The 23,978-nt window shown below is 68.4% G+C and carries 19 protein-coding genes; 8 read left to right on the top strand and 11 right to left on the bottom strand.

Annotated features, from left to right (window positions below; translation table 11 throughout):
* Positions 1-22: 22 nt before the first annotated feature.
* The 3 genes from D7X74_RS03490 to D7X74_RS03480 all read right to left on the bottom strand — a co-directional run bounded on the left by D7X74_RS03490 (position 23) and on the right by D7X74_RS03480 (position 3,445).
* Complete coding sequence (locus D7X74_RS03490; RefSeq protein WP_147446457.1) at positions 23-1,474, bottom strand: putative metal-binding motif-containing protein; 1,452 nt, start codon at positions 1,472-1,474, stop codon at positions 23-25.
* A 176-nt stretch (positions 1,475-1,650) separates the two neighbouring features.
* Positions 1,651-2,109, bottom strand: a complete 459-nt coding sequence (locus tag D7X74_RS42895) for a hypothetical protein (protein WP_158622169.1) — start codon at positions 2,107-2,109, stop codon at positions 1,651-1,653.
* 79 nt (positions 2,110-2,188) lie between these two features.
* Positions 2,189-3,445: a hypothetical protein gene (locus D7X74_RS03480; RefSeq protein WP_120531475.1), complete on the bottom strand. Its 1,257-nt coding sequence runs from the start codon at positions 3,443-3,445 to the stop codon at positions 2,189-2,191.
* 206 nt (positions 3,446-3,651) lie between these two features.
* Between D7X74_RS03480 and D7X74_RS03475 the strand changes: the two genes are divergently transcribed.
* Positions 3,652-4,155 carry a nuclear transport factor 2 family protein gene (locus D7X74_RS03475; protein WP_120531474.1) on the top strand — a complete coding sequence of 168 codons (504 nt, stop codon included), beginning with the start codon at positions 3,652-3,654 and terminating at the stop codon, positions 4,153-4,155.
* Between the two features lies 1 nt (position 4,156).
* Here D7X74_RS03475 and D7X74_RS03470 read toward each other — a convergent pair whose 3' ends face one another.
* Positions 4,157-4,762: a hypothetical protein gene (locus D7X74_RS03470; protein ID WP_147444204.1), complete on the bottom strand. Its 606-nt coding sequence runs from the start codon at positions 4,760-4,762 to the stop codon at positions 4,157-4,159.
* 9 nt (positions 4,763-4,771) lie between these two features.
* The gene (locus tag D7X74_RS03465) at positions 4,772-5,719 is read right to left on the bottom strand and encodes a LysR family transcriptional regulator (protein ID WP_120531472.1); all 948 of its coding nucleotides are present in this window, start codon (positions 5,717-5,719) and stop codon (positions 4,772-4,774) included.
* 101 nt (positions 5,720-5,820) lie between these two features.
* Between D7X74_RS03465 and D7X74_RS03460 the strand changes: the two genes are divergently transcribed.
* Positions 5,821-6,267: a DUF4437 domain-containing protein gene (locus D7X74_RS03460; protein WP_120531471.1), complete on the top strand. Its 447-nt coding sequence runs from the start codon at positions 5,821-5,823 to the stop codon at positions 6,265-6,267.
* A gap of 60 nt (positions 6,268-6,327) precedes the next feature.
* The gene (locus D7X74_RS03455; RefSeq protein WP_120531470.1) at positions 6,328-7,140 is read left to right on the top strand and encodes a metallophosphoesterase; all 813 of its coding nucleotides are present in this window, start codon (positions 6,328-6,330) and stop codon (positions 7,138-7,140) included.
* A gap of 24 nt (positions 7,141-7,164) precedes the next feature.
* On the opposite strand, the gene D7X74_RS03450 is transcribed toward D7X74_RS03455, so the two are convergent.
* Positions 7,165-8,310, bottom strand: coding sequence for a hypothetical protein (locus tag D7X74_RS03450; RefSeq protein WP_147446455.1), 1,146 nt, complete (start codon positions 8,308-8,310; stop codon positions 7,165-7,167).
* Between the two features lie 456 nt (positions 8,311-8,766).
* On the opposite strand from D7X74_RS03450, the gene D7X74_RS03445 reads away from it, so the two are divergent.
* Entirely contained in the window at positions 8,767-10,392 is a 1,626-nt protein-coding gene (locus D7X74_RS03445) for an Ig-like domain-containing protein (RefSeq protein WP_120531468.1), read from the top strand.
* 64 nt (positions 10,393-10,456) lie between these two features.
* On the opposite strand, the gene D7X74_RS44950 is transcribed toward D7X74_RS03445, so the two are convergent.
* From D7X74_RS44950 to D7X74_RS03425, 4 genes are all read right to left on the bottom strand, one after another.
* On the bottom strand, positions 10,457-11,965 hold the full coding sequence (locus D7X74_RS44950) for an alpha/beta fold hydrolase (protein WP_120531467.1): 1,509 nt from the start codon (positions 11,963-11,965) through the stop codon (positions 10,457-10,459).
* 88 nt (positions 11,966-12,053) lie between these two features.
* The gene (locus tag D7X74_RS03435; protein ID WP_120531466.1) at positions 12,054-14,174 is read right to left on the bottom strand and encodes a hypothetical protein; all 2,121 of its coding nucleotides are present in this window, start codon (positions 14,172-14,174) and stop codon (positions 12,054-12,056) included.
* A complete protein-coding gene (locus D7X74_RS03430; protein ID WP_120531465.1) occupies positions 14,171-16,945 on the bottom strand; it encodes a right-handed parallel beta-helix repeat-containing protein in 2,775 nt (924 codons plus the stop codon). Before D7X74_RS03430 ends, D7X74_RS03435 begins: the two co-directional genes overlap by 4 nt.
* 51 nt (positions 16,946-16,996) lie before the next feature.
* Positions 16,997-17,386 (bottom strand): redoxin domain-containing protein, encoded by a 390-nt coding sequence (locus D7X74_RS03425; protein WP_120531500.1) that lies wholly within the window; start codon positions 17,384-17,386, stop codon positions 16,997-16,999.
* A 176-nt stretch (positions 17,387-17,562) separates the two neighbouring features.
* Here D7X74_RS03425 and D7X74_RS03420 point away from each other — a divergent pair, with 176 nt between their 5' ends.
* The 4 genes from D7X74_RS03420 to D7X74_RS03405 all read left to right on the top strand — a co-directional run bounded on the left by D7X74_RS03420 (position 17,563) and on the right by D7X74_RS03405 (position 22,355).
* Positions 17,563-18,438, top strand: coding sequence for a hypothetical protein (locus D7X74_RS03420; protein WP_147446453.1), 876 nt, complete (start codon positions 17,563-17,565; stop codon positions 18,436-18,438).
* Between the two features lie 50 nt (positions 18,439-18,488).
* The gene (locus D7X74_RS03415) at positions 18,489-19,262 is read left to right on the top strand and encodes a hypothetical protein (RefSeq protein ID WP_120531463.1); all 774 of its coding nucleotides are present in this window, start codon (positions 18,489-18,491) and stop codon (positions 19,260-19,262) included.
* Between the two features lie 128 nt (positions 19,263-19,390).
* On the top strand, positions 19,391-21,259 hold the full coding sequence (locus D7X74_RS03410) for a LodA/GoxA family CTQ-dependent oxidase (RefSeq protein WP_120531462.1): 1,869 nt from the start codon (positions 19,391-19,393) through the stop codon (positions 21,257-21,259).
* A 4-nt stretch (positions 21,260-21,263) separates the two neighbouring features.
* Entirely contained in the window at positions 21,264-22,355 is a 1,092-nt protein-coding gene (locus D7X74_RS03405) for an NAD(P)/FAD-dependent oxidoreductase (RefSeq protein WP_158620293.1), read from the top strand.
* Positions 22,356-22,377: 22 nt separating this feature from the next.
* Here D7X74_RS03405 and D7X74_RS03400 read toward each other — a convergent pair whose 3' ends face one another.
* Positions 22,378-23,970, bottom strand: a complete 1,593-nt coding sequence (locus D7X74_RS03400) for a DUF1501 domain-containing protein (protein WP_120531460.1) — start codon at positions 23,968-23,970, stop codon at positions 22,378-22,380.
* Between the last annotated feature and the right edge of the window lie 8 nt (positions 23,971-23,978).

The raw sequence follows: 23,978 nt of genomic DNA, 5'->3' as shown, positions 1-23,978 counted from the left end.
CCGAGGCGGGACCTGAACGGACTCAGGGCGCGCAGTAACGAAGCGACTTGAGGGTGTGGGTGGGCGGGTCGTCCGTGGCGGTCATCAGGAGGGCGCCCATCCACTGATCCGGCAGCTCGTGCATCAGCACCCACTCCTGCTGTCGATGCAGGGGCAGCAGACCCGGTCCCGGGGTCCAGTCCGTCACGACGCCCGCCGGGCTTCGCCCCCAGAGCCGCCCCTGCCCGTTGTAGAGGGAGCCGTTCGGGAGGCTGTAGTCGTACTGCACGGAGAGCCAGGTCGCCTGGAGTCCGCGCGAGGTCATCGTGGCACTGAACCACGGGGCCTCACCCGGGGCCGTCGTCATCCGCTCCACCAGGGTCTCCGGAGCACCGTTGTCGAAGAGGGCGCGCACGCGCAGCAACTTCCGGTTCCCTCCAGACACGTCCCGCAGGAGCAGGATGGGCTCACCCGGGATGCCCTCGGCCACGGGGTTCTCCCGAAGGAGCACGGGCATGGGCGAATACCCTACGGACAAGGTGCGCCCCTCCCCCATAGGCGACAGGTCGCGGTCGTAGCGTCGCAAGCGGATGACCGCGTTCTGTTCGAAGCCGTGGTCCTCGACCGCCATCACCAGGAAGTTCCCGCCGTCCAGGGCCAGCACGGCGGGGGCAAACAGGGCGCTGTCTTGCGATTCCCTCTGGAACAGGACCTGGGGCGTGACCCGCACCTGCCCGGAAGGGTCCGAGACCGAGCCCAGGAGTTCATGGGCCATACCGCTGACAGGATGGTCCGACGTCCAGACCGTCAACACCCGGGAACCGTCCACGGACACGCCCGCTCGGGTCGGTACGTACCGCGCGGGCTGCTCGAAGAGGATGGCGTCCTCCCTCCCGCCCTCAGGCCGGACGACGGGGACACCCTGTTCATCGAGCTGCATGAGGTGCCCCTGTGTGGAGGCTGCCGTCGCGCCCGCCGTGACATAGAAGAGCGCGGGCCCTCTGGATGTGCGCACCAGTTGGGTCACCGTCGCCGGGATGAGGCCCGTCTCCACCTCCACATTGGTGGTCGCGACCCGGGCCAGGGCCGTATCCAGCCGGAAGATCTGGATCCGTCCCTGAACGTCGGACGCAGCCACCAGGAAGCCGCCCTCCACGGCCAGGCTGTCCACCATCGACGTGTACGGGGTCCATCGCAGCGAGGCCACATCCGTCCACGTCGAGGGGTCCGTCACCCCGTCGCAGTCGTTGTCCAGCCCGTCACAGCGCGTCTCCTTGTCCTCGTAGGCCGTCCCATAGGAGCGGGCCGTGCAGACCGCTTCGGGCACGCCGTCCACCAGCGCCCGCTTCGCTCCCGCGCAGAGGCCCTGCGTGCGCTCACACGGCAAGGGCTCCGGCACGCCCGCATCGCCGGCCCCTGCATCGGGCAACTGAGCGATGGGCCCCGGGGAGGAATCACAGCCTCCCAGCAGCAGGCCCCCCACGACGCAAATCATCGCCCACGTCCGGCCTGACGACTTCATCCGCTCTTGCATGGTCCCCTCACGGACGCCCGCCCCCATCCAGGGCGCCACCGCGTACAAGGCTATCCAATTCCTGGCACCAGCAGCCACCCACGCCGCGTGCAATGCCAGAAGGCCCTCCAGGCGTACGAGGAGTTCCTCCCCGGCACTCATCCGCGCAGGCGCCTTCGCATCGCGTCGCATGCGTCCTTCGCTTCCTTCAGGCCCACGCCGTAGCGGTCCCTGTAGAGCTTGACGGCTTCAATGAGCTTGTCGTCGCGCAGGGCCTGCTCGATGTCCGCATCCCCTTCCACCGCTCCCGACGGAGCGCGCCCGAAGGGATGCCGCTCCGCGATGAGCGCCTCCACGGAGTCCTTGGCCTCCTTCAGGCCGACCCCGTGTTGCTCGCGGTACAGCTTGATGGCGTTGATGGTCTGGTTGGCGTCGATCAGCGCCTCGATGCGAGCCTGGAACACCTCCGGGGCCAGTCGGGACGGCGCGACCACGGGCGGCGGATCCAACGCCTGCTCATCTCGGGAGGAGCCCTCACGGAGGCGACGTTGCAAGAACGCCAGGGCGCCCCCGGCGAGGAGCGCGACAAGAATCCATCCGATGAGGGTCAGGGACATGCCTCCAAGCATAGTCGGAAGGGCCTTCACGCAAGGGGTGAAGGCCCTCCGGACGTGACCTGGGACCGCGCTGCGAGGCCTACTGCCAGACGACGGTGAGGTCCGTCACATAGGCGGTGTAGTCACGCCCCGCGCCCTGCGCATTGGTCATGAACCAGCCGCTGGCGGCGGCGTCGAACCATCCCGCCGCATCCGGATCATCCAGGATGCCGTCGCCGTTGGTGTCCTTCAGCGTGGCGGTGCCATAGGTGACGGAGTTGGTTGCGACGACCGCCCCGTTGAGGCGGATGGAATACATGGCGAGGCCCGTGTCGCTGACCGAGACGTAGACGTCGTACCAGTTGCGATTGTACAGCCGGCCGGCACCACAGGTGTTCGGCGTCGCGAGCGCGGTGAAGTTGTAGCCGCCCCACGACGGCAGGTGGGGCGGAGCGGGAGCGGGCCAGAACTCCTCGATGAAGGCGCCGTCATACAGGGGGCACCCGTAGTCACCCGCGGTGACGATGAGCCCGATGCCGTGGATGCTGCTGGTCAGCAGGTTGCTGTAATTGACCTGGAGGGTGCCGCGCGGAACGAAGACGAGGTGATCCCCGGACGTGGACGAGGGCGAGGCGGTGTTGGCGAACATGTCCGGCGTCCAGAGCTTGAAGCGCATCACCTGGAACCGGGCCCCTGCGGGCTTGGCGCCAATGCTGCTGACGGAGCGGTAGCTGCCGAAGGCGTAGTTCCGATAGCTCGCGCCGGAACCGGGGCCGCAGCCCGTGGGCCCACACCGAACCCCGAAGACGTGGCCTCCCGCCACCGTGGGAGTCGGGCCCTGGTAGACGTACCCGGTGATCCCCTCGTTGACGTAGCCCTGGGACGTGAGCGTGGTCACGAGGCTGGAGCTGACGGTGTAGCGGTGCACCAGGTCCCCCGTGACGCCGTCGAAGCGGGTGAGACGGTGGAGCGGAACGGTTCCCGGGACCTGCTCGTTGTAGATGTACCCGAGGATGCCCGAGCTGACATAGCCGTACGAAGCAACCAGGGTCGCCACATCCGCCGAGTTCGTCGTGTAGAAGTGCTCCCGCTGCGGCGCGCCCTTGTACAACTGGTACAGCGCGACCGTGGTGGCCTGGGGACGGGTCTCCAGATAGAGGACCTCGCCCGTGCTGCTCCACCCGCCACTGCCCAGGTAGTACTGCGCCAGGTTCCCGTCGAGCGTGAAGAACTGGTCCGTCTCCGTCGCATTGTAGAGGGAGTGGACCTTCTTCAGCGGCGCCACCGGGGTGTAGGGCGGAACCTGGGCCACGGCCACATTGGCCGACAGCAACATCAGGCTCCCCAACACGGTCATTGAAGCTTTCCGGATGATTCCCATGGTGATCCCTTTTTCACTTCGAGTGACTTCGCGGGATGGCATGGCAGGAGCAGAAAAACCAGTAAAACACTTTGATACCAGGCGGGCCTGGCGGAATCCCCGCCGGGCGTGCAGGCGACGTTGCCCTGGAGCTCCGGCAGTGAAAACCTGCGCGAGCTCCACCCCCTGAAAGGCAGACGCCGATGCGCGAGAAGAACCTGGAGTACACGCTGGATTGGATTGCCATCCAGGAGCTGGTGGCCGAGTACGGGCAGGCCATCGACCATGGCAAGGACACGGGCGACTGGACCCGCTGGGAGCGGGTCTTCGCGCCGGAGGTGACGGCGGACTACTCGCGCTTCATGGGCGTGCCGCCCGTCACGCAGCCGCGCGCGGTGCTGGCGAAGTTCGGCGACGTGTCGCTGGAGTGCTTCACCCGCACGCAGCACGCCACGGCCAACACCGTGCGCACCGAGTTCACGAGCAACACGCAGGCGACGGTGCACGCCTACGCGGAGGTGTCCCACTTCTTCCAGCTCAACGGCGTGCCGCAGGAGTGGACGCTGGTGGGGCGCTACACGCACGAGGTGGTGAAGACGGACAAGGAGGGGTGGCGCATCCAGAAGGTCACGCTGGATCCGATGCACCAGCGGGGCAACCTGCTGGGCCTGGAGTTCGTCCAGGGCAAGCGCCTGGGCACCCCGTAGCTCAGTCGGTCAGCAGCACCATCAGCAGATGGGCCAGGGCCTTGGCCTCCGCGTGTTGGGGGTCGAGGTCCAGCGCATGGCCGACCATCGCGTCGGCCTGTTCCAGACCGCCCTGATTCTTGAGGAACAGGGCGTAGGCGTAGAACGCCTCCGCTGACTTCGGCTCCTTCGCGATGCGCTCCAGGAAGGGCTTCTCCTCGTCGTCTGGCGGCGTGAAGGCATCTGACGGAGGGCACGGGTCGCCATACTGGCCCTTGATGCTCTTGGAGTACGCCCCCGGCGCATGCACCTTGAGCGCCTTCATGAAGCGCTTCATGTCCACGGTCACTTCAGCGTCCCGGGCACAGAGTCCGAGCACGGCGATGTACAGCCCCTTGTTGAGCCCGGGGTAGTCGTCGGACTTCTTGACGGCCAGGAAGTCTCCGCTCGGGCGCGCCACGCGAACCCAGAGCACCTGGGTCTTCAGCCGGTCCAACGCGGCCTGCGCCTCTGCTTCGGTCTTCCCGCCTCCGACGATGATGATGTCGTACGTGCGTGGCTTCGGCTCCCTGGCCGAGGCAAGCAATGGAACACAGACGGCCAGCAATAACAGAAGGCGAGCGTGCATCCCTCCAATCTACCTGTTCCCCCGGCGCTTGCCGATACCGCGCGCCGCACGCGGTGGACGCGTGGGCGCCTTCGACAGGGATTCGGCCTGCGCTCCGATGGTGTCCGCCAGGAAGTCCACCACCGCGCGCACCCGGGCGTTGTTGGCCAGGTCCTCGTGGAACACCAGCCACACGGTCCGCTCCAGTTCGGGCAGGACGCCGCGGAGCGGGACGAGCTCCGGATGCAGGTGGCCGAAGAAGGCTGGCAGCAGCGTCACGCCCAATCCCTCGCGCGCGGCCTGGAGCAGGCCCAGGATGGAGGTGAGCCGCACCGCGACGGTGGCCCGTGCCGCGTGCACGTCCAGCCACTTGGATTCGGGCCAGCGCCTCGAGTCGTGCGCGTACCCGACCACGGAGTGCCCCTGGAGCCCCGCGTCGAAGCGCACCGGCCCGCTGCGGTCGAGGTACGCCTGGGAGGCGAAGGGCACGATGCCGATGGCCGCCACCTTCCGGGCGCGGAGGGAGGGCTCCTGGGGCCGGACCAGGCGGATGGCCACGTCGGCTTCGCGCCGGACGAGCGAGAGCGTTTCGTAACCCGACAGCAGGTGCAGCTCGATTTCGGGATGGCGCTCACGGAAGCCAGACAGCCACGGCATCACGTTGTGGACCAGGAAGGAGTCCGTCGCGGTGACCGTCACCGGGCCGGAGGGGCGCAGATCCTCACCACTGGCGAGCCGCTCCACGCGCAGCGCCTCCGCCTCCACCGCCTCCGCGGCTGGCAGGATGCGCAGGGCCACGGCCGTGGGCCGGAAACCCGAGGGCGTCCGGTCGAAGAGCCGGGCCCCCAGCTCCCGTTCCAGCACGGCCAGGCGCCGTCCCACGGTGGTCTGGTCCACCTTCAACTGACGGGCCGCCGCGGAGAGGTTGCCTCCCCTCGCGACGGCCAGGAAGTGCTGCAGGTCACTCCACTGGGGCATGGCCTGCACTCTTGCAGAGGCAGCCTGCGGAAACGGGCATTTTCGCAGAGGCGCCCCGCCGCCATTCTTCCCGGCGTCACTTCCACCGAGGAGTTCCACCCGTGAAGACCCTTTCCAAGTTCGCCGCCGCGCTCGTCGTTGTCTCCGCCTTCGGTCTCGCCGTCGCGAAGGGCAAGGCGGAGGCCGCCGCGTTCCAGCAGACCTCGTACGACAAGCTCGCCTGGACGGAGATGATGCCCGGAGGGCCGTCGGTGCACGTCCTCTGGGGTGACATGAAGAAGGGCCCGTACGGGCTCCTGATGAAGTTCCCCGCGGGGTTCGACTCAGGGCCGCACACCCACTCCGCCGACTATCACGGGGTGCTGGTGAAGGGCCGGATGACGAACACCAGCGACGGCGTCGCCCCGGGCGGTGCGGTCGAGTCCGGCAGCACCTGGGACCAGCCCGGCAAGGTGGTGCACCGCAACCAGTGCGCGCCGGATTCCGAGTGCGTGATGCTGATTGCCCAGGACAAGCCGTTCGACTTCGCCCCGGCGAAGGCGAAGTAGTCGGCGAAAGGGGGCGTGGATGTCAGGAAGCGCGGCCCCGCGCCGACCGTCCGCGCCATCATGAGAATCCTGACCCTCGACACGGTGCCGATGCACGCGTGGCGCTATCTCAATGCAGCGCCGCGCGGCGGGACGGAGACACAGCTCCTGCCCTTGCTGCGCGGGACGGTGGACACGCTCCCGGAAGGCGTGGAAGCGCTGTTGGTGACCGCGGATCTGCAAGGCGTGGCGCCACATCCCCGCCAGGAGGGAGCCGTGGCCCTGCTGGGCGAGGTGCTCGCGGATGCCCTGGCCCTGCTGGGCGAGGAGGACACCCTACCCCCTTCCGAGCACATCGGCGTGGTCCTCGCGGGAGACCTGTACTCAGCGCCGGGCGCCAACGTGCGAGGCGCCTCCGGCGATGTGCGCAGCGTGTGGAGGGCCTTCGCGGAGCATTTCCGCTGGGTAGTGGGCGTGGCCGGAAATCACGACACGTTCGGGAGCCCCCGCGAACAGGCCCGCTTCCAGCAGCAGCCCGGACTGCACCTGCTTGATGGAGGAACCATCGACCTGGAGGGTCTGCGCGTGGGGGGCGTGGGCAGCATCATGGGTCGTGGGGACAAGCAGGGGCGGCGCGAAGAGCCCGATCAGCTGCGACTGCTGGAAGATGCGCTGAGCCACTCACCGGACATGCTCGTGCTGCACCAGGGTCCGGACGTGCCCGGCACGCGGCTGCGGGGAAGCACGGCCATCCGCCTGGCATTACCAGAACGGGAGGCGCCCCTGGTGGTGTGCGGCCATGCCCACTGGGAGACGCCGCTCGCGACCCTCCCCGGAGGAGCGCAGGTGCTCAACGTGGACAGCAGGGTCGTACTTCTTCAGCGCTCTGCCTGAGCCCGCGGCGCTGCCCCAGAGCGCCTACTTCTTGCGCTCCTTGCGTCTGAAGATCTTACGACCGAGTTCGCTTGCGCCCACCGCTACCGCAGTCCCACCAATGAGAGCCCCCACCGCTGCGCCCACGGGCCCTCCCACGGCCGTTCCAAGCACTGCGCCACCCTGCATTCCGGCGAATGCACCTGCCGCCCCCGTCGCGGACTCCCCGACTCGGGTCGCGTATTCGCCACCGTCGATCTTCCCTCGCGCGAACTGGACACCGCCGACAAGCGCATCCACCGCAACCGCGCCCACCGCGAGGGCGGCATTGGAGCGCGCGACGACACCGGCCACCCCACGTACGACCTGCGCAGCGGCACTTCGCGCCAGCACCGTGGCTCCCGCCTGAAGTCCGGCGCCCACGGCGCTCTTCGCGGCTGCATCCGCTGCTGCAAGCCCCGCGTCCTGCGCGGTGTCGGCCACGGCTTCGCGTCCGCTCTTGCGCCCCTTCGCCGCATCGATACCGTTGCTCACTCCCGAGACCACGGCCGTCACCAGTCCAGCAACGACACCACCCGCGAAGGCCGCACGGCCCGCTGCCGTGCCCACATGCCGGGCCACGTCCTGAGTGGGAACGCGCTTGAACTTCGCCTGACCCCGCCGAGCCTTCTTGGCCAGCTTCACCGCACCCTTTTTCGTCTGCGGTTGGCTTTGGACCGTTTCGTACTGGAGCCGGTCACTGGCATGCGCGGCGGTGTCCTCATAGTGCTTCGCCTGAGCGGGACGCTTGACGGTGTTGCGCACAGCCTCTTGATGGGCTGTCGAGCGCACACCTTCAAGCTGATCCGCCGGAACGATCTTCGACTGCCCCTCGTAACGCGGCTGGGAGAGTCCCTTGGCGGTCTTCTCGGCGGTGCTTAGGTACTTCACCTGCGCGTCGACCACCTTGGCGCCGGTCTTCGTGACCTCAATGTCCACCGCGTCGAAGGAGCGACCTGCGCTGGCGGTCGTGCGGGCATGAAGTTCCATGCGACCCTTCAAGGCCGCATCGGCGTTGAAGGTCGCGGCATGAAACTCCTCGGCCACGCGGCCCGCCAGCGATGCGTCGGGCGTGTTCGCGTACTGCCGTCCCACTGAGTTGAGCGCCGCTTCGCCCTTTGAAAGGGCTTCATTGGCGACGGCGGCGAGCACGTTGTACTGGGCCGCGCTGCCTGCCGCTGCGACCGACGCAGCACTCGCGGCTCCAGCGAGAGGAGCGATGGGGACATCTGGAACCCAGGGGGGTCCAATCCCCGCCGCATCTGGAGAGGAAGGCATGGTCAGGACAGGCATTGACGACACTTCATCGCCAGAGAGGAGCTGCGGTGCGTTGTCTGGGAGCTTAGGGGTTGACTCCAACGACTGTGTCCCGGGCATGGCCTCGTCGATCATCAAACGTCCTCGCACCATCGGAGACTACCCCTAACAGAGCCCGTCCGTCGCTGCAGCCAACCCTCTTTTCTTGAAAGCGCGACGGGCTCGAGCAGTTGGAGTTACAAGCTCTTTCTGTTGAAGTTCCTGGGAGCCGGCGAAAGGCAGGATTTGATATGTCTTTCGTCACGGGTGCTCCACCCCCACGCGGGCGCCCGCTCCCCAAGGAAAATCCCCATGAGAATCGTTTCGAGAGGCACCCGTGGCATCGCCATCGCGCTCGTCGGTGCGGGCGCACTGGCCTCCGCCAGCTGCGGTGAGGTCCAGGGCACGCCGGAGAACACCCCGTCCCAGGTCCTCGAGGCGAAGGCCTCCCTGGAACGCACCCCGTCCGCCATCGCCCCGGAACAGGCGCTGGTCATCCAGGACCCGGGCGTCGTGAACGACACGCTTCGCACCACGTGGTCCGGCGCGCTGCCCGCGGATGGGAGCACCGCGGAGGGTGCATGGAGCTTCGGTCGGCTGGTGGCGCGGATGAGCGGGTCCGTGGCGCCCGAGGACTTCGTGCGGGACCTGTTCGCGCGGGAGCTCTCCCAGGTCGCCTGGGACTGGCCGACGCGCATCGACGGGAAGCTGGACCTGACGCGGTCGCCCCTGCGCCTGCGGGCCATCGCCAACCGCATGGACCTGCGCGACGTGTCGCGGGGCACCGCCGGTGAGGGTCACTTCGTCTTCGACGTGCTCGATGCGAGCGGCAAGCCGCTGGACCGCACCGTCACCCTCGCGTACGAGCTGCCCGCGCGGACGCCCGTGGACGTGCTCGCGCAGGCGCAGCGCTGGAACGCACTGGCGCGGCTGACGCCCGGCACCGAGGCGTTCAACAGCGCGCTCCAGGCCATCACCGATGGCTTCACGACCGGGACGGGACGGGCCACCGTCAGCGCGGCCGACCCGCTCCCCACGGATGCGACCCGTCGCGCCACCGACCCGGTCACCCTGCTGGACGACGACACCCAGGCGCCCACCGCGGAGCTCACCGCGCCGGTCGAGGGTGGTTATGTGCGCTCCACCGTGACCGTCACCGCGAACGCCACCGACGACGTGGGCGTCGCCCGCGTGGACTTCTTCGACGGCACCTCTTTCATCGGCTCTTCGTCCACGGCGCCGTTCTCCGCGTCCTGGAACACGACGTCCGTGATGGCGGGGGTGCATTCTCTGACGGCCCAGGCCTTCGACGCTGCGGGCAACAGCGGCACCTCCAGCGCGGTGAACGTCACGGTGGACAACAATCCCCCGCTCATCCTCTCGGGCTCGCCCCAGTACAACCCCACCACCCAGAACTACGTGCGCGGCAACATCACCGTGTCGTGGACGGTGGCCCTGCAGGGCGGCGCTCCCGTGGCCCTGGCGCGGGTCTTCCAGGACGGGTCCGTGCTGACGTCGAATCCCACCGTCTCCGGCACCCTCTATTCCATCTCGTGGAACACGCTGGTGCTGGGCAACCGCGCCTACAACATCGGCTTCCAGGCGACCGACGCCGCGGGCAACGCGTCCGTCACCAACACCCGGTCGCTCATCGTGGACAACGCGAAGCCGTCCGTGTCGAACATCACCTCGCCGGCCAACGGCGCGGTGGTCAGCGGCGTCGTCACGCTGGCGGCCTCCGCGAGCGACAGCCAGGCGATGGCCTACGTCATCTTCGAGGTCGACGGCGTGAACCTCACGCCCTACGCGACCACGGCGCCGTACACGAAGACCTGGGACACCACGGGCAAGTCCGGCACGCACGTGATTGTCGCCGTCGCCACGGACCGCGCGGGCAATACCCGGCGCAGCAACCCCGTCACCGTGACCGTGCCTTGAGTTGAAGCAAGCCTGCGGGCGCGGACCGGCAGCCGTCCGCGCCTGCATGTCCCACGTGCGGGTGCTACCGGCCCGGAGTGAATGACGGTTTCTGGAACGTGGGGACGGGCAGCGACACGTTGACCGGGAAGTCCCGCGTGTCCCCTGTCTTCAGGAAGGCGATGACCCGCGGGAGGATTTCGGGGTGCTGTTCGAACACCGGCGCGCGGGTGTGGTGCACGCCCCGGTGGACCAGCAGGGCCCGGCCGTTGGGAAAGTACGGCAGCATGCCCAGCGTGTTGTCGATGGGCGTGGAGGTGTCCCAGTCCCCGTGGAAGAAGAGCACGGGGATGGGGCTGGGGACCGGCAGCCGCAGCGAGTCCTCCATGGGAGGCGTCGGCCACGCGTCCGCGGAGGCGATGAGCGCGTCGAAGTCCGTCATGCCCAGGGCCTCCGTGCCCGAGTCGGTCCGCAGCAGGTGCGCACGTTGCGCGGACACGCCCAGGCTGCTGTCGATCAACGGGGCGATGAGGCGGACCGGTGAGCCCTCTGCCTGCCGCTCCTGGAGGACCGCCCGCGCCCAGTCGTCGTAGTGCCGGTGGTAGAGGGAGAGCACGAACGCGGGCCAGGCCTCCGGGGGCATCAGCAGCGAGGCCCGGAAGTCCTCCAGGCCCAGCACCACGGTGCGCGCCTTGCCCGTCGCCGCGTCCTTGACCTTCACCCGGAGCGGCCCGCTGGCGAGCCGTGCGTGGACGGCGCGCAGGGCCTCCATGACGCCTCCCCTGGGCAGCCAGGGGGCCAGTTCAGGAGCCCGGTCCGCGTCCCATGCAATCCGTTGCAGGACCGTGAAGACGTGCGACGGCATGTCGAAGGCGTTGTCGAGCGGCTCCACGCCGGAGAGCCAGGCGCGCGCCACGATCTCCGGATGGAGCTTCATCACGGCGAAGCTCCACTGAGAGCCGAAGCTCTGACCGGACAAGGTGAGCTGCTCGTAGCCCAGCGCCCGGCGCAGGTCGTTTACGTCTTCCGCGCACTGGACGATGGTGTACCCGGCGAGGTCCTTGTCGGGATGCGCCGCAATCGCGTCCCGGGCCAGCTTCACCAGCTCCGCGGCATCCGCCGCCAGGGTTCGCGGCCGGTCCAGGGGCTGGCGTGGACGCGCCACCAGCAATTCCTCTCCGCGCTTCGAATAGCCGCGCTGGTCCATGACGACCACATCGCCAGCGGCGGTGAAGGGAAACACGCCCGCCAGTTGCTTCTTCGCGGCGGCATCCTCGTCCGTGAAGGCGTTGAGGTAGCTGCGCGCGGGGCCTCCCGGGAGGATGAAGATGGGAGGAGCCCCGGTGGGCCGCGCCGCCTTGATGCGAGCGAAGCCCACGCCAATGAGCCGGCTGTTCGCGACCGCTCGGTTCTCCGGCACGAACAAGGTGCCCAGTTCGTACTGGACCGTCTCGCCTTGCGCCGTCTTCGTCGAACCGACTTCCGTGATGATTTCGCCCGCCCTGGGCGAACCCGCCCCGGCGGCGTGGGCTGCCGTGGTGACGAGGACCAGGGCGAGGATTCGCAACAGCGGCTGGATGGACTCGATGCGCAAGGGTGGACGCCTCCCGGCCCGGAAACCTATCCGGGCCGGGGACGTTCCCGACCGCGAATTGTTCGCGTCACCCGCGACGGACAGCGCCCTACTCGTCGGGGTCCTCCGACTGCACGTCGATATGGGCGATCCCCACGGGGCAGTACTCGTAGTACCTCACCGAGTACCGGATGTTCAGGCTGCCATCCTTCACGCAGCGCTGCATCAGGCCCCCAAGCCTGTTGTTCCTGTGCAGGTCTTCCAGGACGGACTTCCGGCTGGCGATCTGCGCCTCGCCCGCGCTGCGCCCGGAGGAGCTGTTGGGCTTGATTTCAATGACCTCGCAGGAGCCGTCCGAGACGTTCACGCAGTCAATCCGGCCTCCCGGAATCTCGTACTCCATCGCCGTGCAGCCAGTCTGGTACGCGAGGTGCTTCTTGTTTCCGTTCTCCAGGTACATGTTCACCATGGGGTTGTTCCTGCCACGCAGGATGCCCAGGTTCCCCGCATCCTCGAGTCGCTTGTAGGTCGCGGCCATGTTCCGCTTCTGGCGGTTCACCTCGGCCTTGAGCGTCGGGTTCTTGGTGGACTCCACGGCCTTCACGTCCTCCTGCAGGCGCTTGAGCCGGTCGAGGTACTGGCGTTGCAGGTTCCCCATCACGGACGCCACCTCGTCGGCGACGCGCTGCACGCGGTCGGCGAGCTGGTATTCGTCCTGGTCGCAGAAGGCCTGGAGCAGCTTGTCCGCGTTCTCCTGGCGGAACCGTCCGCCGGGCTTCAGCCCCCGGCGCTCCTTCTTCCATTCCTCGTAGTCCCGGGCGACACGCTCCAGGGTCGTCTTCACCAGCAGGTCGCGGTCCCTGAGCACCTTGAGCGCATTCACGATGTCCGGGTTGTTGGTGCCCTGCGAGAGCTTGCCGCACGCGACCTTCGACTCATCCAGCCGGGTCCGCATGTGTCGCTGCATGGCGCTCGCGGTTTCCTGGACGCGGTCGCGGACCGACCGCCAGCGCCCTTCGTCGAACGCGAAGCGCTTCGCCTCCTCCAGGAGCCGCTCCTGCTCCGAGTACTTGCGCTCCGCGGCATCCAGCTGCTGGCGCGTCTCCGTGGCGAACCGCTCGGACCGCTCGGTGACGACCTTGACGCCCTCGTCCGCGTCGTCCAGGGCCCCCAGGTAGGCCCGCACCGTGCCCATGAGCTGGTCCTCGGTCGTCTTGCACGCCACCGGAATCCCATCGAAGGAGAACTGCTGCGCCTTCACCTGCTTCAGCAGCTCCACCGACCGGCGGAACTCCTTGTTCTTGTCCGGCCAGACGTCGGTCATCCGCTTCGCGGTGTCGTCCTCGCCGCGCATGTTGCGGAGCTGATCAAGCTGCGTGGCGACCTCCGTGCTGGAGCCGAGCGCGGAGTCCAGCTCCGACGTTCCGGTGCGCGCGCCCGCGCCTGACAGCGAGTTCCCCGCCTGGTCGAGCGCCTGATGGATTCTCTCGGTGATCTCCCGGCGTGCGCGACTGCTGTCGCCGAGCTTCGCGAGCGCGTCCTTCACGGCGTCTGCGTCGCGGCCCCGGGCCAGCTCCTGACACTTCGTCTTCGTCTCGTCCATCCGGCGCGTCCAGCGGTCCCAGATGTCGCTCACCCCGTCGTGGAGTTCGCCCTTCACGTCCGACCAGCGGCCCTGGGACTCGGAGAAGTACCTGGCGTACCCCCGCGCGCGGTCCATCTCTCCGTGGACCTCCTGCATGCGTTTGTATTCGTCGGAGTACTGGCGCCCGATCTTCTCCACTTCGTCGGAGATCTTGGAGACCCCGTTCGGGTCCTTGCGCTCGACGAAGTTCTGCATGAACGCCTTCAGGTTCCGGTCCGCCTCCGTGCAGCGCTCGGCCAGACGGGACTCGTCCGCCTTCACCTGGAAGTCCTTCATCCGCTTCAAGGCCTGCGCCGACTCCCGGAACTTCGGAATCCAGTCCGGGTAGTAATAGGCCATCGACTTGCCTGGGTCGCTCTGCGGGTCGAGCGACTTGAGCCGGTCGACCTCGCTCTTGACCGTGTTCAGGTAGTCGAGGGCGGAGTCGATGTCGCTGGAGCTCGAATCCGAGACGATGCCATCGAGCTTGTCCTTGATGCGGGAGAGGTTGTCGTCAATCGCACGCACCCGGTCATCGACTTCATCCGCCCACGCGGGCGCGGCGACGAGGAGCGAGAACACCACCACGTTCAGGATCTTCTTCATCGGTCGCTCCCGCTCTCCAGCTTCTTCAGACGCGCGCCCTTCACCTGGGCGTTCCTTGGGAACAGCTTCGCGGCCTGCTTCCAGTCGAGCGCGCGGCCCACGCCCGGCTTCGCGGCCTCACCGCCCGTCGGCTTGGGGGCGATCTGATTCCACTCCTCGGGGGTGAACAGGCCCGTCAGCTGCGAGGTCCGAGCGAACCAGCTCGCGTAGAAGGCCGGGTCGATGTCGAAGCCGCCGTCCACCACCACGTTCCCTTCCGCCTTCTTGAAGGGGAGGTCGGCGAGCAGGTGCATCGACTTCTCATCCACCGTGGGCGGCGGCGTTCCCAGCGTCGAGCGGAACGCGGCCCAGTTGCGGAAGAACGCGTTGTTCGTGAGCACGAGTTCGTTCAGCTGGGACTCGGACTTCACCCCGAAGTTGTCGATGTATTGGAACACGTTCCCATCCACCACCGCCGGGGCATTGCCCGTCACCGCGAGCCCGCTGCCCGTCGAGGACGAGCCCTGGTGCGGGCGGTTCCGGTTCCAGACGAACAGGAAGGTGTTGTCGCGAATCTGGGCCGGCCGCGTGCCAAAGCCCCCGGTGACGCGGACGCCTTCGTTGAAGACGTTCACCACGAGGTTGTTCTCGAACGTGACCCCGTTGCTCATCCGCACCGCCGCGCCCGCGCCGTTGACGAAGGTGCAGTTGCGAATCACGGACTCCGGAGACGACACCCAGAGGTGCTCGTTGTCAGGCGAGGTGTTCAGGTCGATGAAGCCGTCCTTGTCGTAGCGGTTCAACGTCCGCCGGTCGAAGACGAAGCCATCCACGATGAGCCCGGTGTGGTCGCCGTTGCCTTCAAACAGATAGCCCTGCGGAGCGGTCTTCGAGTCCGACGGCCAGGAGAAGAGGCTCGGCGTGTTCCAGGGGTCACGCTTGTTGAAGTCCCGGTCCCAGCCGCCGAGCAGTGCCAGGTACTGTTTGCCGTCGACCATCCACTTGCCGCTCTTCAGCTTTCCGCCGTACTCGCCCGTGGCCACGAGGATGCGGTCTCCCCTGCCCGCCTGTTCGATGGCCTGGAAGGGGTCGCGGAACGGCTTCTCGCGCGAACCGTCGCCCCCGCTCTCACCGGCGCGCACGAACCAGTCCCGTCCCTTCGGGCGCTCGGACGCGACGACCTCCTTCTCGTACGGTTCGATGGCGTCGATGACGAGGGCGTGCTTCGGATAGCCGCCCGCGCGGAAGTGCGCGGTGCCGCGCACGACGAAGAGGTCGCGCGGTGGACCCGAGCCATAGTTCGGGATGGCGTCGATGGCGCGCTCCAGCGCCGTGCCCTTCTTGAAGAAGCCGGTGACGCGGGACTCGTTCTTCGCGTCGATGAGGAAGACGGCCTTGTGCGTCTCACGCGAGGTGCCCGGCGGACCGTTGTCCGGATTGGCCACGCCCTGCACCCCGACGATGAGCTGGAGGTCCTTGCCGTCGTAGCCCTTCGGGTTCGCGGCGAGGCTGTCCAGTCCGGCCTTCGCATAGGTCTTCGACACCGTCGTCGCCGCGACCGCGGAGAAGCTCACCGGGAGCGTCTTCACGCGGGCCCCCTGCTTCAACGCGGGGTTCTTCGGAGCGATGAGCGCGGCGACCGCCTGGGGCGGATACGCAGGCGCGAAGAGCTCAACCTGTTCGCCCGTCGCGGGGAAGCCCGCGGCGGTCCGCGTCTCCTCCCAGGCCTTCGCGTCGAACTTCTTCCCCAGCGTGGCGCGGCGGGTGAACTTCTCATACCAGGCGTTGTCGAACGGGAGCTTCGGGTCCACCGCGATGTTGCCGCCCGCCCTGGCGAAGCCGGCATCCTCGGCCTCCGCGATGTCCGAGTCGTCGAGCGAGGACTTCTTGCCCTGGAAGTAGAAGGTGACGTTCGAGTAGAGGTTGCGCCAGAAGGCGTTGTTCTGGAACGTCACCTTCGCGGGCACGATGATTTGCGCGCCGTGGTTGTCGGAGTGGACGAGGAGGTTGTTCTCCACGAGCGCCTTGTTCGTCACGTCGATGCCAGCGCCCTCCGTGCCGCCCTCGGCGATGGCCTTGGTGGCCCACACGAAGGCGATGGTGTTGTCGCGCAGGGTGACGGGCAGGTCGTGGTCGCCACCGCCCTTGGCGCTCACGGCCGCGAAGAGGGAGTTCACGATGACGTTGTTCTCGACCACGGCGCCCGGCGACGTCCGCACCGCGTTGATCGAATTGACGATCATGCAGTTGCGCAGGATGCCGCCCTTCGCGAGGTCGACCGCGCCGTTGCGCAGGAGCGCCATCGGGTTGAAGTTCCCGCCCTCGCCCGCGTATTCGTAATAGTCCTGCATGTCGATGAGGAAGCCATCGATGGTGGCGCCGGCGGTGTCGCGCTCGGTGCTGGTGCTGACCCGCGCCAGCGAGATGTCCGGCCGGTTCGCGGCGCCCTTGCGCCAGGTGAGCTCCGTCAGGCTCTTCCAGGGGTTGCGCTCCCGGAAGTTCGCGTCGTAGCCCCCGAGCAATTCGACGCCGGGGAACGAGAGCACCCAGTTCCCCTTCTCCAGCTTGCCGAAGTACCTGCCAGCGGCGACGTGCACCTTGTCGTTCGCCTCGACGCGCTCGAGCGCCATCCAGGGATCGGCGAAGGGCTTCTCACGCGAGCCGTCACCGCCGGTGGAGCCTGCTCGGACGAACCAGTCGCGCGCATGCGCAGGAGAGGCCAGACAGACACAGGCCAGGATCAACAAAGGGCTCAGCGAAGACGCGAGCCCCACGGGCTTTCCCCATCTCATCAATTTGTACCCCCCTCGCGTCCCAGCATAGGAGAGCCTGCCTGGACGCGGCTAGGGGGGGTCTGGATTTCCATGTGAAACCTGGAAGAACGTCGGAAGGACCCGACCGATGCGGCGCTCCCGTCCTGGAGGGCGGCGATGAGCGAGGGGACGGTGTCCGGCGAGGTCGCGGGCGAGGGCCGCGTGGCACCACGCGCTGTCGCAGGAGATGGCCACCACCCGGGCCTTGTAGCGTTTGAACTCCGGCAGCAGTTCGTTGAAGAGCGCCAGCTCGTCGGTGCACACCGGGCTCCGGTCAGCCGGGTAGAACACCAGCACCAGCGGGGTCCCGCGAAAGTCCTCGAGGGTGATTCTCGGGTCCGGGGTCACCGAAGCATCGAGGGGCGGCGCTGGCGTGCCGGGGGGCAAGGGCGCATGAGGCTGTTGGGCGGGATAGGCCATGGGATGCACGACAGGGCTCGGAGTCCGGCTTGACGATTCCCTCGTGGAGCGCCGCCGCACTCCTGCGCCCGGCCGAGCGCCTGCCCATCCCGTGGAATGAGCTGTCCCTGGAGAGTGGCATGTGAAGCGCCATTCAAGATACGACTGGCATTGCCCGCCACGCCATGGACTTCCAGATGAACGAACTTCCCCTGCCGAAAGAGCCCCACCTCAAACCCTTTCCATTCTTGTCGGTGCAGCGGGGCCTCATCTGGCTGGCTTGCGTCGTCGTCTTCCTCTTCGCCTATCAGCACGCCAGCCGCGGAGGGGGCGAGCTTCTCGAGTCCCTGGGGCCTCGGCTGTTCATCCCGCTCATCGTCACCGTGTTCCTGGTGCTGTTCGCCTTCTTCTACTGGCGGATCCGTCGCTGGGCGGCGGCCTACAGTGAGGGGATCTCCTTCTTCGGCGCGGGGGACTACCCGGAAGCCATCCGCCGCTTCGAGGAAGCCGCCCGCCGCAGCACCCAGGGGGCACAGCGGGCGGTGTCGGTCGCCATGATGGGTCAGTGCCAGCTCGCGCTGGGAGACGCAGCGCGCGCGCTGGAGCTCTTCGGCTCCGTGGAGCGCTCCCGCAATCTACGGGGCTCCGTGCCGGTGATACACCGGTGGATGCCCAACATGATCGCCACGGCGCGCTTCGCCCAGGGAGACCTGACCTCCGCGCGCGCATGGCTGGAGGAGGGCCGCAAGCGGAACGGCGGTCTGCCTCCCATGTACGCGCTGCTTCCGGAGGTCGCGCTCCTCTGCCGTGAAGGCAACCCCGCTGGCGCGGTGGCGGCGCTGGATGCGCGGGCGGGCGAGGCGGATGCGCTGGGGGGGCGGGACATCCGCCACCTCAAGCTCATCAGGGCCTTCGCCCTGGACGCCCTGGACCCGGCCACCCACGCGGCCGCCATCGATGCCGCGCTGGCCTCCCTGCAGCCCGCGCGCCCCGGCGACTTCGAGGTCCTGGTCGCCCGGTGGCCCGAGCTGCGGGACTTCATGGAGCGCCGGGGGATTGCCCGCGCGGTATAGCGTCGGGATTCAGGGGATGGGAGTCGCGCGCAGGCGCTATCCTCTTCTCGATGCCCCTGCTCCCTCGCCTCCAGCTCTTCGAATTTCTCGACCAACCGTGGCTGCCCGGGCCGTTGCGCCGTGGCGAGGTCGACTACCTCCGCGTCGTGCTCGACCGCGTGCGGCCCTACGACACCGTGGTGCCGCAGTTGGCGGAGCTGCTCCGCACGGCCGGCACGGACCAGATCGTCGACCTCTGCTCCGGAACGGGGGGCCCGTGGCGCACCCTGCTCCCGGCGCTGCGCGCGGCACACGGCGGGGCCGAGGTGACGCTCACCGACCTCCATCCCACCCCGGTGCAGGAGCTGCCTCCCGGCGCGCACTACCGGGACACCCCGGTGGACGCCACGCGCATCCCCGAGGAACTGACGGGCGTGCGGACCCTCTTCGAGGGGCTGCACCACTTCCCCCCGGAGCAGGCCCGCGCACTCCTCGCGGATGCCGCCGCGCGCGGGGCCCCCTTCGCCGCCTACGAGCTGACCCAGCGCTCGCTGCCGTACCTCCTCATCCAACTCCTGCTCGTCGTGCCCCTCGTGTGGGTCTTCACCCTGCTCATCCGCCCGATGCACTGGTGGCGCCTGGTCCTCACCTACCTGGTGCCCATCATTCCCCTCATCATCCTCTGGGATGGCGTGGTGTCGTCGCTGAGGACCTATACCCCGGAGGACCTCGACAAGCTGACCGAGGGGCTCGACACCCATGGGTATCGCTGGGGCAGCGGCGTCTATCGCACGCCGGGAATGGTCATCACCTACCTCATCGGTCGGCCGGGCCGCCCTCTATGATTGCGACCTGAACCCTGTGATGCCGGGGGTGAGGTCAGTCTGACCGCTTCGCCAATCCTGGCGGGTGCCATTGACGCTCGGCCGGTCGCCCCCGAATGATGGTGTCTTGCTTCCCACGGGGGGTTGTCATGAGCGAGCCGCAGGTCATCACGCATTTCGCCATCTATCCGTCGCTCGGCGTCGCGAGGGTCGGCAACAGCCCTGACGGGTATTTCTTCGGACCCGAGCAGCCAGGCGCTCCTCGCGACAAGGGCGCCTACCGTGACGCGAGCGGTCGCATCAAGCGGCAAGCCGCGCGCTTTCGCGTCTATGGGCTCGACGCACGCGGAGAGGTCGTCAAGGAGATCACCGCGGACGACGCGCGCATCACGTGGAAGGTCGAGGTCGCGAACAAGAAGGCAGCGTGGTTCGACTTCGATCAGGCGCTCGACATCCCCGAGTCCCAAGGCCTCATCGATGGCACCCCGGGCATCGTGAGCACGCTGCGCAACGCGAACGTGCCGGGCCCCGAGCGCGCGAGCCTCGCGATCACTCCGCCCGCCGTCACCATCGCCGGCAAGAACATCAACGCGCTGGGCAACGAGGCTTCCTTCGCGCTCAACGGCCGCTTCATGAGCAGGTCGGTCTATCTGGGGGAGCTGCACACCGACGCCAAGGGGCGCCTCGTGTTCCTTGGCGGCCGAGGCGAGGCGGCGAGCTTCGACGGCAAGCCCGCGACCACGTTCGCCAACAACGAAGGCTGGCACGATGACACCTCCGATGGGCCGGTCGACGCGACGGTCGAGTACGAGGGAAAAACCTATGAGGCGAAGGGCGCCTGGGTCCTCGTCGGTCCGCCGGACTACGCGCCGGGCGTGCAGGGCATCGTCACCGGCTGGGACCTGTTGTTCCAGGTCGCGACCGAGCTCGAGCCGGCGCGGATGCCCGAGCGCCCGAAGTTCTCCGAGCACATCTACGCCCTGCTCCGGCGCTTCACGCTCACCCAGTGGGTGAACGCAGGCTTCGCGCGCGACTTCGGCTTCGGCTCGCCGAGCGACTTCACCGATCCCGTGCTCGTCGCCCGCCTCAATGATCCTTCCGAGGCGTCCCGCGCGCTCCGCTTCCGCGTCTTCGACTGGTTCAGGAACGCCAACTACAACGCCCCGCAGCCGGCCTCCCTCCCCGCCTATTACGGCGATGCGATGACCATCGACGTCACCAAGGCCGGCCCGCGCGCGTGGATGGCCATCCTGCCGACCCAGTACCGGTGGCTCGAACAGTGGGCGGACGGCGACTTCGTGGCGGATGGGAAGCCCGCGGCCCCTCCGCCCTGGGAGAGCCTGAGCGCCGCAGAACAGGTGCGGCTCATCGATCGCGCCGTGCTCGACGAGGTGCTCGGTGGACCCTTCCACCCCGGCGCGGAGTTCACGTGGCCGATGCGCAACCCGCTGCTCTACGCGGAGCCGTTTCGCATCAAGCGCCGCGCCGCTCCGGAGCCCGACTACGGCCCGCAGCTCATCTCCTCGATTGCCCTCATGCGCGGTGGGCCGCTGGACGGTTCGACGGCGGGCGACATCACCCGCTGGATGGCGACGCCGTGGCAGACCGACACCTCGTCCTGCCTGTCGGCCTACGTGCCCTACGTCGATGACTACCTGCCGACGTTCTGGCCCGCGCGCGTGCCGAACGACGTGCTCAGCGAGCAGCAGTACGAGAAGCTGATGGACCCCAAGACGCCCGTCAACGAGAAGGAGCGGGAGTTCGGCTTCGAGAAGCGCGTGAAATGGCTGCGCGGGATCCGCTACCCGATGAAGCCGACGTTCCCGCCGCAGATCTACCCCTCGAAGGAAGCCATCAACAAGTTCATCCGCGAATGGGCGCAGGTCGGCATCGTCGAAGCGCTGCCCGGACCGGGGGGCGCGTTTCCTGGCGAAGTGTGGGTGGAGACGGGCCGGCAGATTGAACACGACCAGCCGGCGATGACAGGCCTTGAGTACATCTGGGCCTCTGAAGACTGACGCGGTGACGCGCGAGCTTGAAGCAGACGTCGTCGTCGTTGGCGCGGGGCCGGCCGGGTGCGCGTCGGCCATCGCGCTCGCCCGCTCGGGCCTGCGCGTGGCCGTCTTCGGGCGCGCGCAGCCGGGCGAGCGCATCGGTGAGAGCCTTTCGCCCGGGGCGATGGCCCTCCTTGAGCACCTGGGGCTTCGCGAGCGCTTCCTCGCGGACGGGCCCCTGCCCTGCCACGCGAATGCCTCCGCGTGGGGCAGCGCCGCGCTCACGTGGCACGACTTCCTGCGCGATCCGCGCGGACACGGCTTCCACGTGGACCGCGCGCGCTTCGAGACCCTGCTGCGCGAGCGGGCCGCCGAGGTGGGGGCGCGCCTGTTCGAGGGCGAAGCGCCGCGCGATCTGCGATGCGAGAATGGCGTCTGGCGCGCGGAGGCGAGTGCCGGGCACCCGGCGGTCAGCGCTCGCTACGGGGTCGACGCGTCGGGACGGGCGGCCTCCTTCGCGCGCCGCCAGGGTGTGCAGCGCGAGACGGCGTGGGAGCAGGTGGCGCTCTTCGCCTTCGCGCGCGCGACCCGGCCCATCGACGAGGCGTTCACGCTCATCGAGGCCGTGCCCGAGGGCTTCTGGTACTCGGCGCCTGTCCCCGGCGGGCGCTTCGTCCTCTCGCTCTTCACCGAGGCCGCCCTGCACCACGTGCCGAGCGCGCGCTCCGCGGAAGGCATGGGCGCGCTCCTCGCCGCTTCGACGCACACCCGGGCCCGCCTGGAGGCCCATGGCGCGACGCTCGAAGGCCTCCCGCGTTTCGTCGACGCCGGCAGTGCCCGGCTCGCGACGCCGCACGGCCCGAACTGGGTGGCCGTTGGCGACGCCGCGCTCACCTACGACCCCATCTCCGCGCACGGCCTGACGCTCGCCCTGCGCACGGGCATCGACGCCGCTTCCGCCCTCGTCGCCGACGCTCGCGGTGACACCAGCGCCCTGCCGGCCTATGGCGCCCGTCTCACGCGCGCCTTCGATGACTACCGACGCGAAGCCCTGCGCATCTACCGCAGCGAGCAGCGCTGGCCGGATGCGCCCTACTGGCGCACCCGCCACGGACTCTGAGCGCGCGTCCCCTGGTCCGCGTTCAGCCCTTCACGACGCCGTCGTAGACGCCGTAGCCCCCGGGAATGAAGAAGTCCTTTCCCGGCGCCAGCCCAAAGGCGTTCATCACCGTCGCCGCGATGTCCTGCGAGCGTGGGGCGCGCAGCGTCCGCTGCCCGTCCTCCTCCACCAGCGCCACGGGCGCTCCCATGGGCGAGCCATTCATCGTCTCATCGTAGCCGCCGAGCATCTGGTTGCCCTGGATGCCGCCGCCCACCAGGAGGGCGCACGTCGCCGGGTGGTGGTCACTGCCCTGCTTCGGGAACGTCCGCCCGAAGTCGCTGTAGACATACACGAGCGTCTCATCCAGCAGCGACCGTGCCGGGTCGGTCTTGCTGGGGGTGAGGCTCATCTCGATGCACATCTGGCCCACCATCTCGAGCGCGATGCGCAGGTGGTTGGTGTGCATCTGGACGCCGTTGGCGCTGTGGGTGTCGAAGGTGAAGTTGTTGAAGCTCGACGCCCGCAGGTTCACCGACGTCACCAGGTCTGACTTCAAGAGCCGCAGCGCGAAGTCATAGGAGCCCATCGACGCGCCCGGGCCGCACGCGTCCGCGTAGCCGATGCACGCCGTCCAATCCACCGGGTAGCGAGCGTCCTGCTTGAGGTGCTCCCACGCCGGGGTGTTGCCGAGCACGGAGAGGATGTCGCGGCGAATGGTCCTGCTCTCGCCCTTGTAGGTCTCATAGAGCTGTTCGAGCAGCGCGTCGGTGCCGCTCGTGGACACGCCCCTTTCAGCGCGCAGGGCCTTGAGGAGCGCGGCGTCCACCGCCGTGGCCGGCACCGTGCCCTCGCGGGGCGAGCCATCGAAGGCGAGGTCGGGCACGTCGGTGCGCGCGCGCAGCCCCTTCCAGGCGCTGTCGCGCCTGTCGGACAGCGTCGGTTCCACCGAGGACGCGGAGCGCAGCACCGTCGGGTTCGCCAGCGCGGGCAGCCCGAGCGCCGTGGGAAGCGTGCCGCCCAGGCTGACGTTGGGGATGGGCCGGTCGGGGAAGCGGCTGGCCATGGCGTTGGCGATGACGGCCTGCACCGCCGGGGCCCGGAAGCTCGCGCCCGCGACGCCGCACATGCTCGCGACGATGCCGCTCGCGTGCGCGGCGGTGTTCTGGTCCGCCCCCACGAGCAGCGAGGCCTTCTCGAAGAGCTTGTACGTGGGGTCCGCCCACGCATAGCCCCAGGGGCGGAAGAGCTGCTGGTTGTTCACGACAGGGTTCGCGCCCCGCGTGTCGGCCGGGTTCGCCCAGTTCCAGTAGATGGGCCCGCGAAGCTTGCGCACCGGTCCGGGCGCGTCCAGGTCCGCCGGAGAGCGGTCGAAGTTCTCCACCTGGTCCGGCAGGTAGCCCCAGGGGATGACGCCGCCCTGCGCCGGGGGGATGAACTTGTTGATGCCCGCGCGCGACAGCGGGGCGAAGAAGCTCTCCCAGTGGAGGCCTCCATCCAGCCAGATGGCCAGCAGCTTGGTGGGACGTCCCGGGACCGGCGCGGCCGAAGCCGTGGACAGTCCATAGCGCGCCATGAGTCCCAGCTGGGTGGCCCCGAGGGCCAACCCGAACAGCTTTCGACGAGAGAGCTTCATGGTGGCCC

Origin of the sequence: Corallococcus sp. CA047B (assembly GCF_003612065.1) — a bacterium.
Lineage (GTDB): Bacteria > Myxococcota > Myxococcia > Myxococcales > Myxococcaceae > Corallococcus > Corallococcus praedator.
The sequence above is the reverse complement of the archived record's forward strand: the minus strand, read 5'-3'. Positions and strand labels throughout refer to the sequence as shown.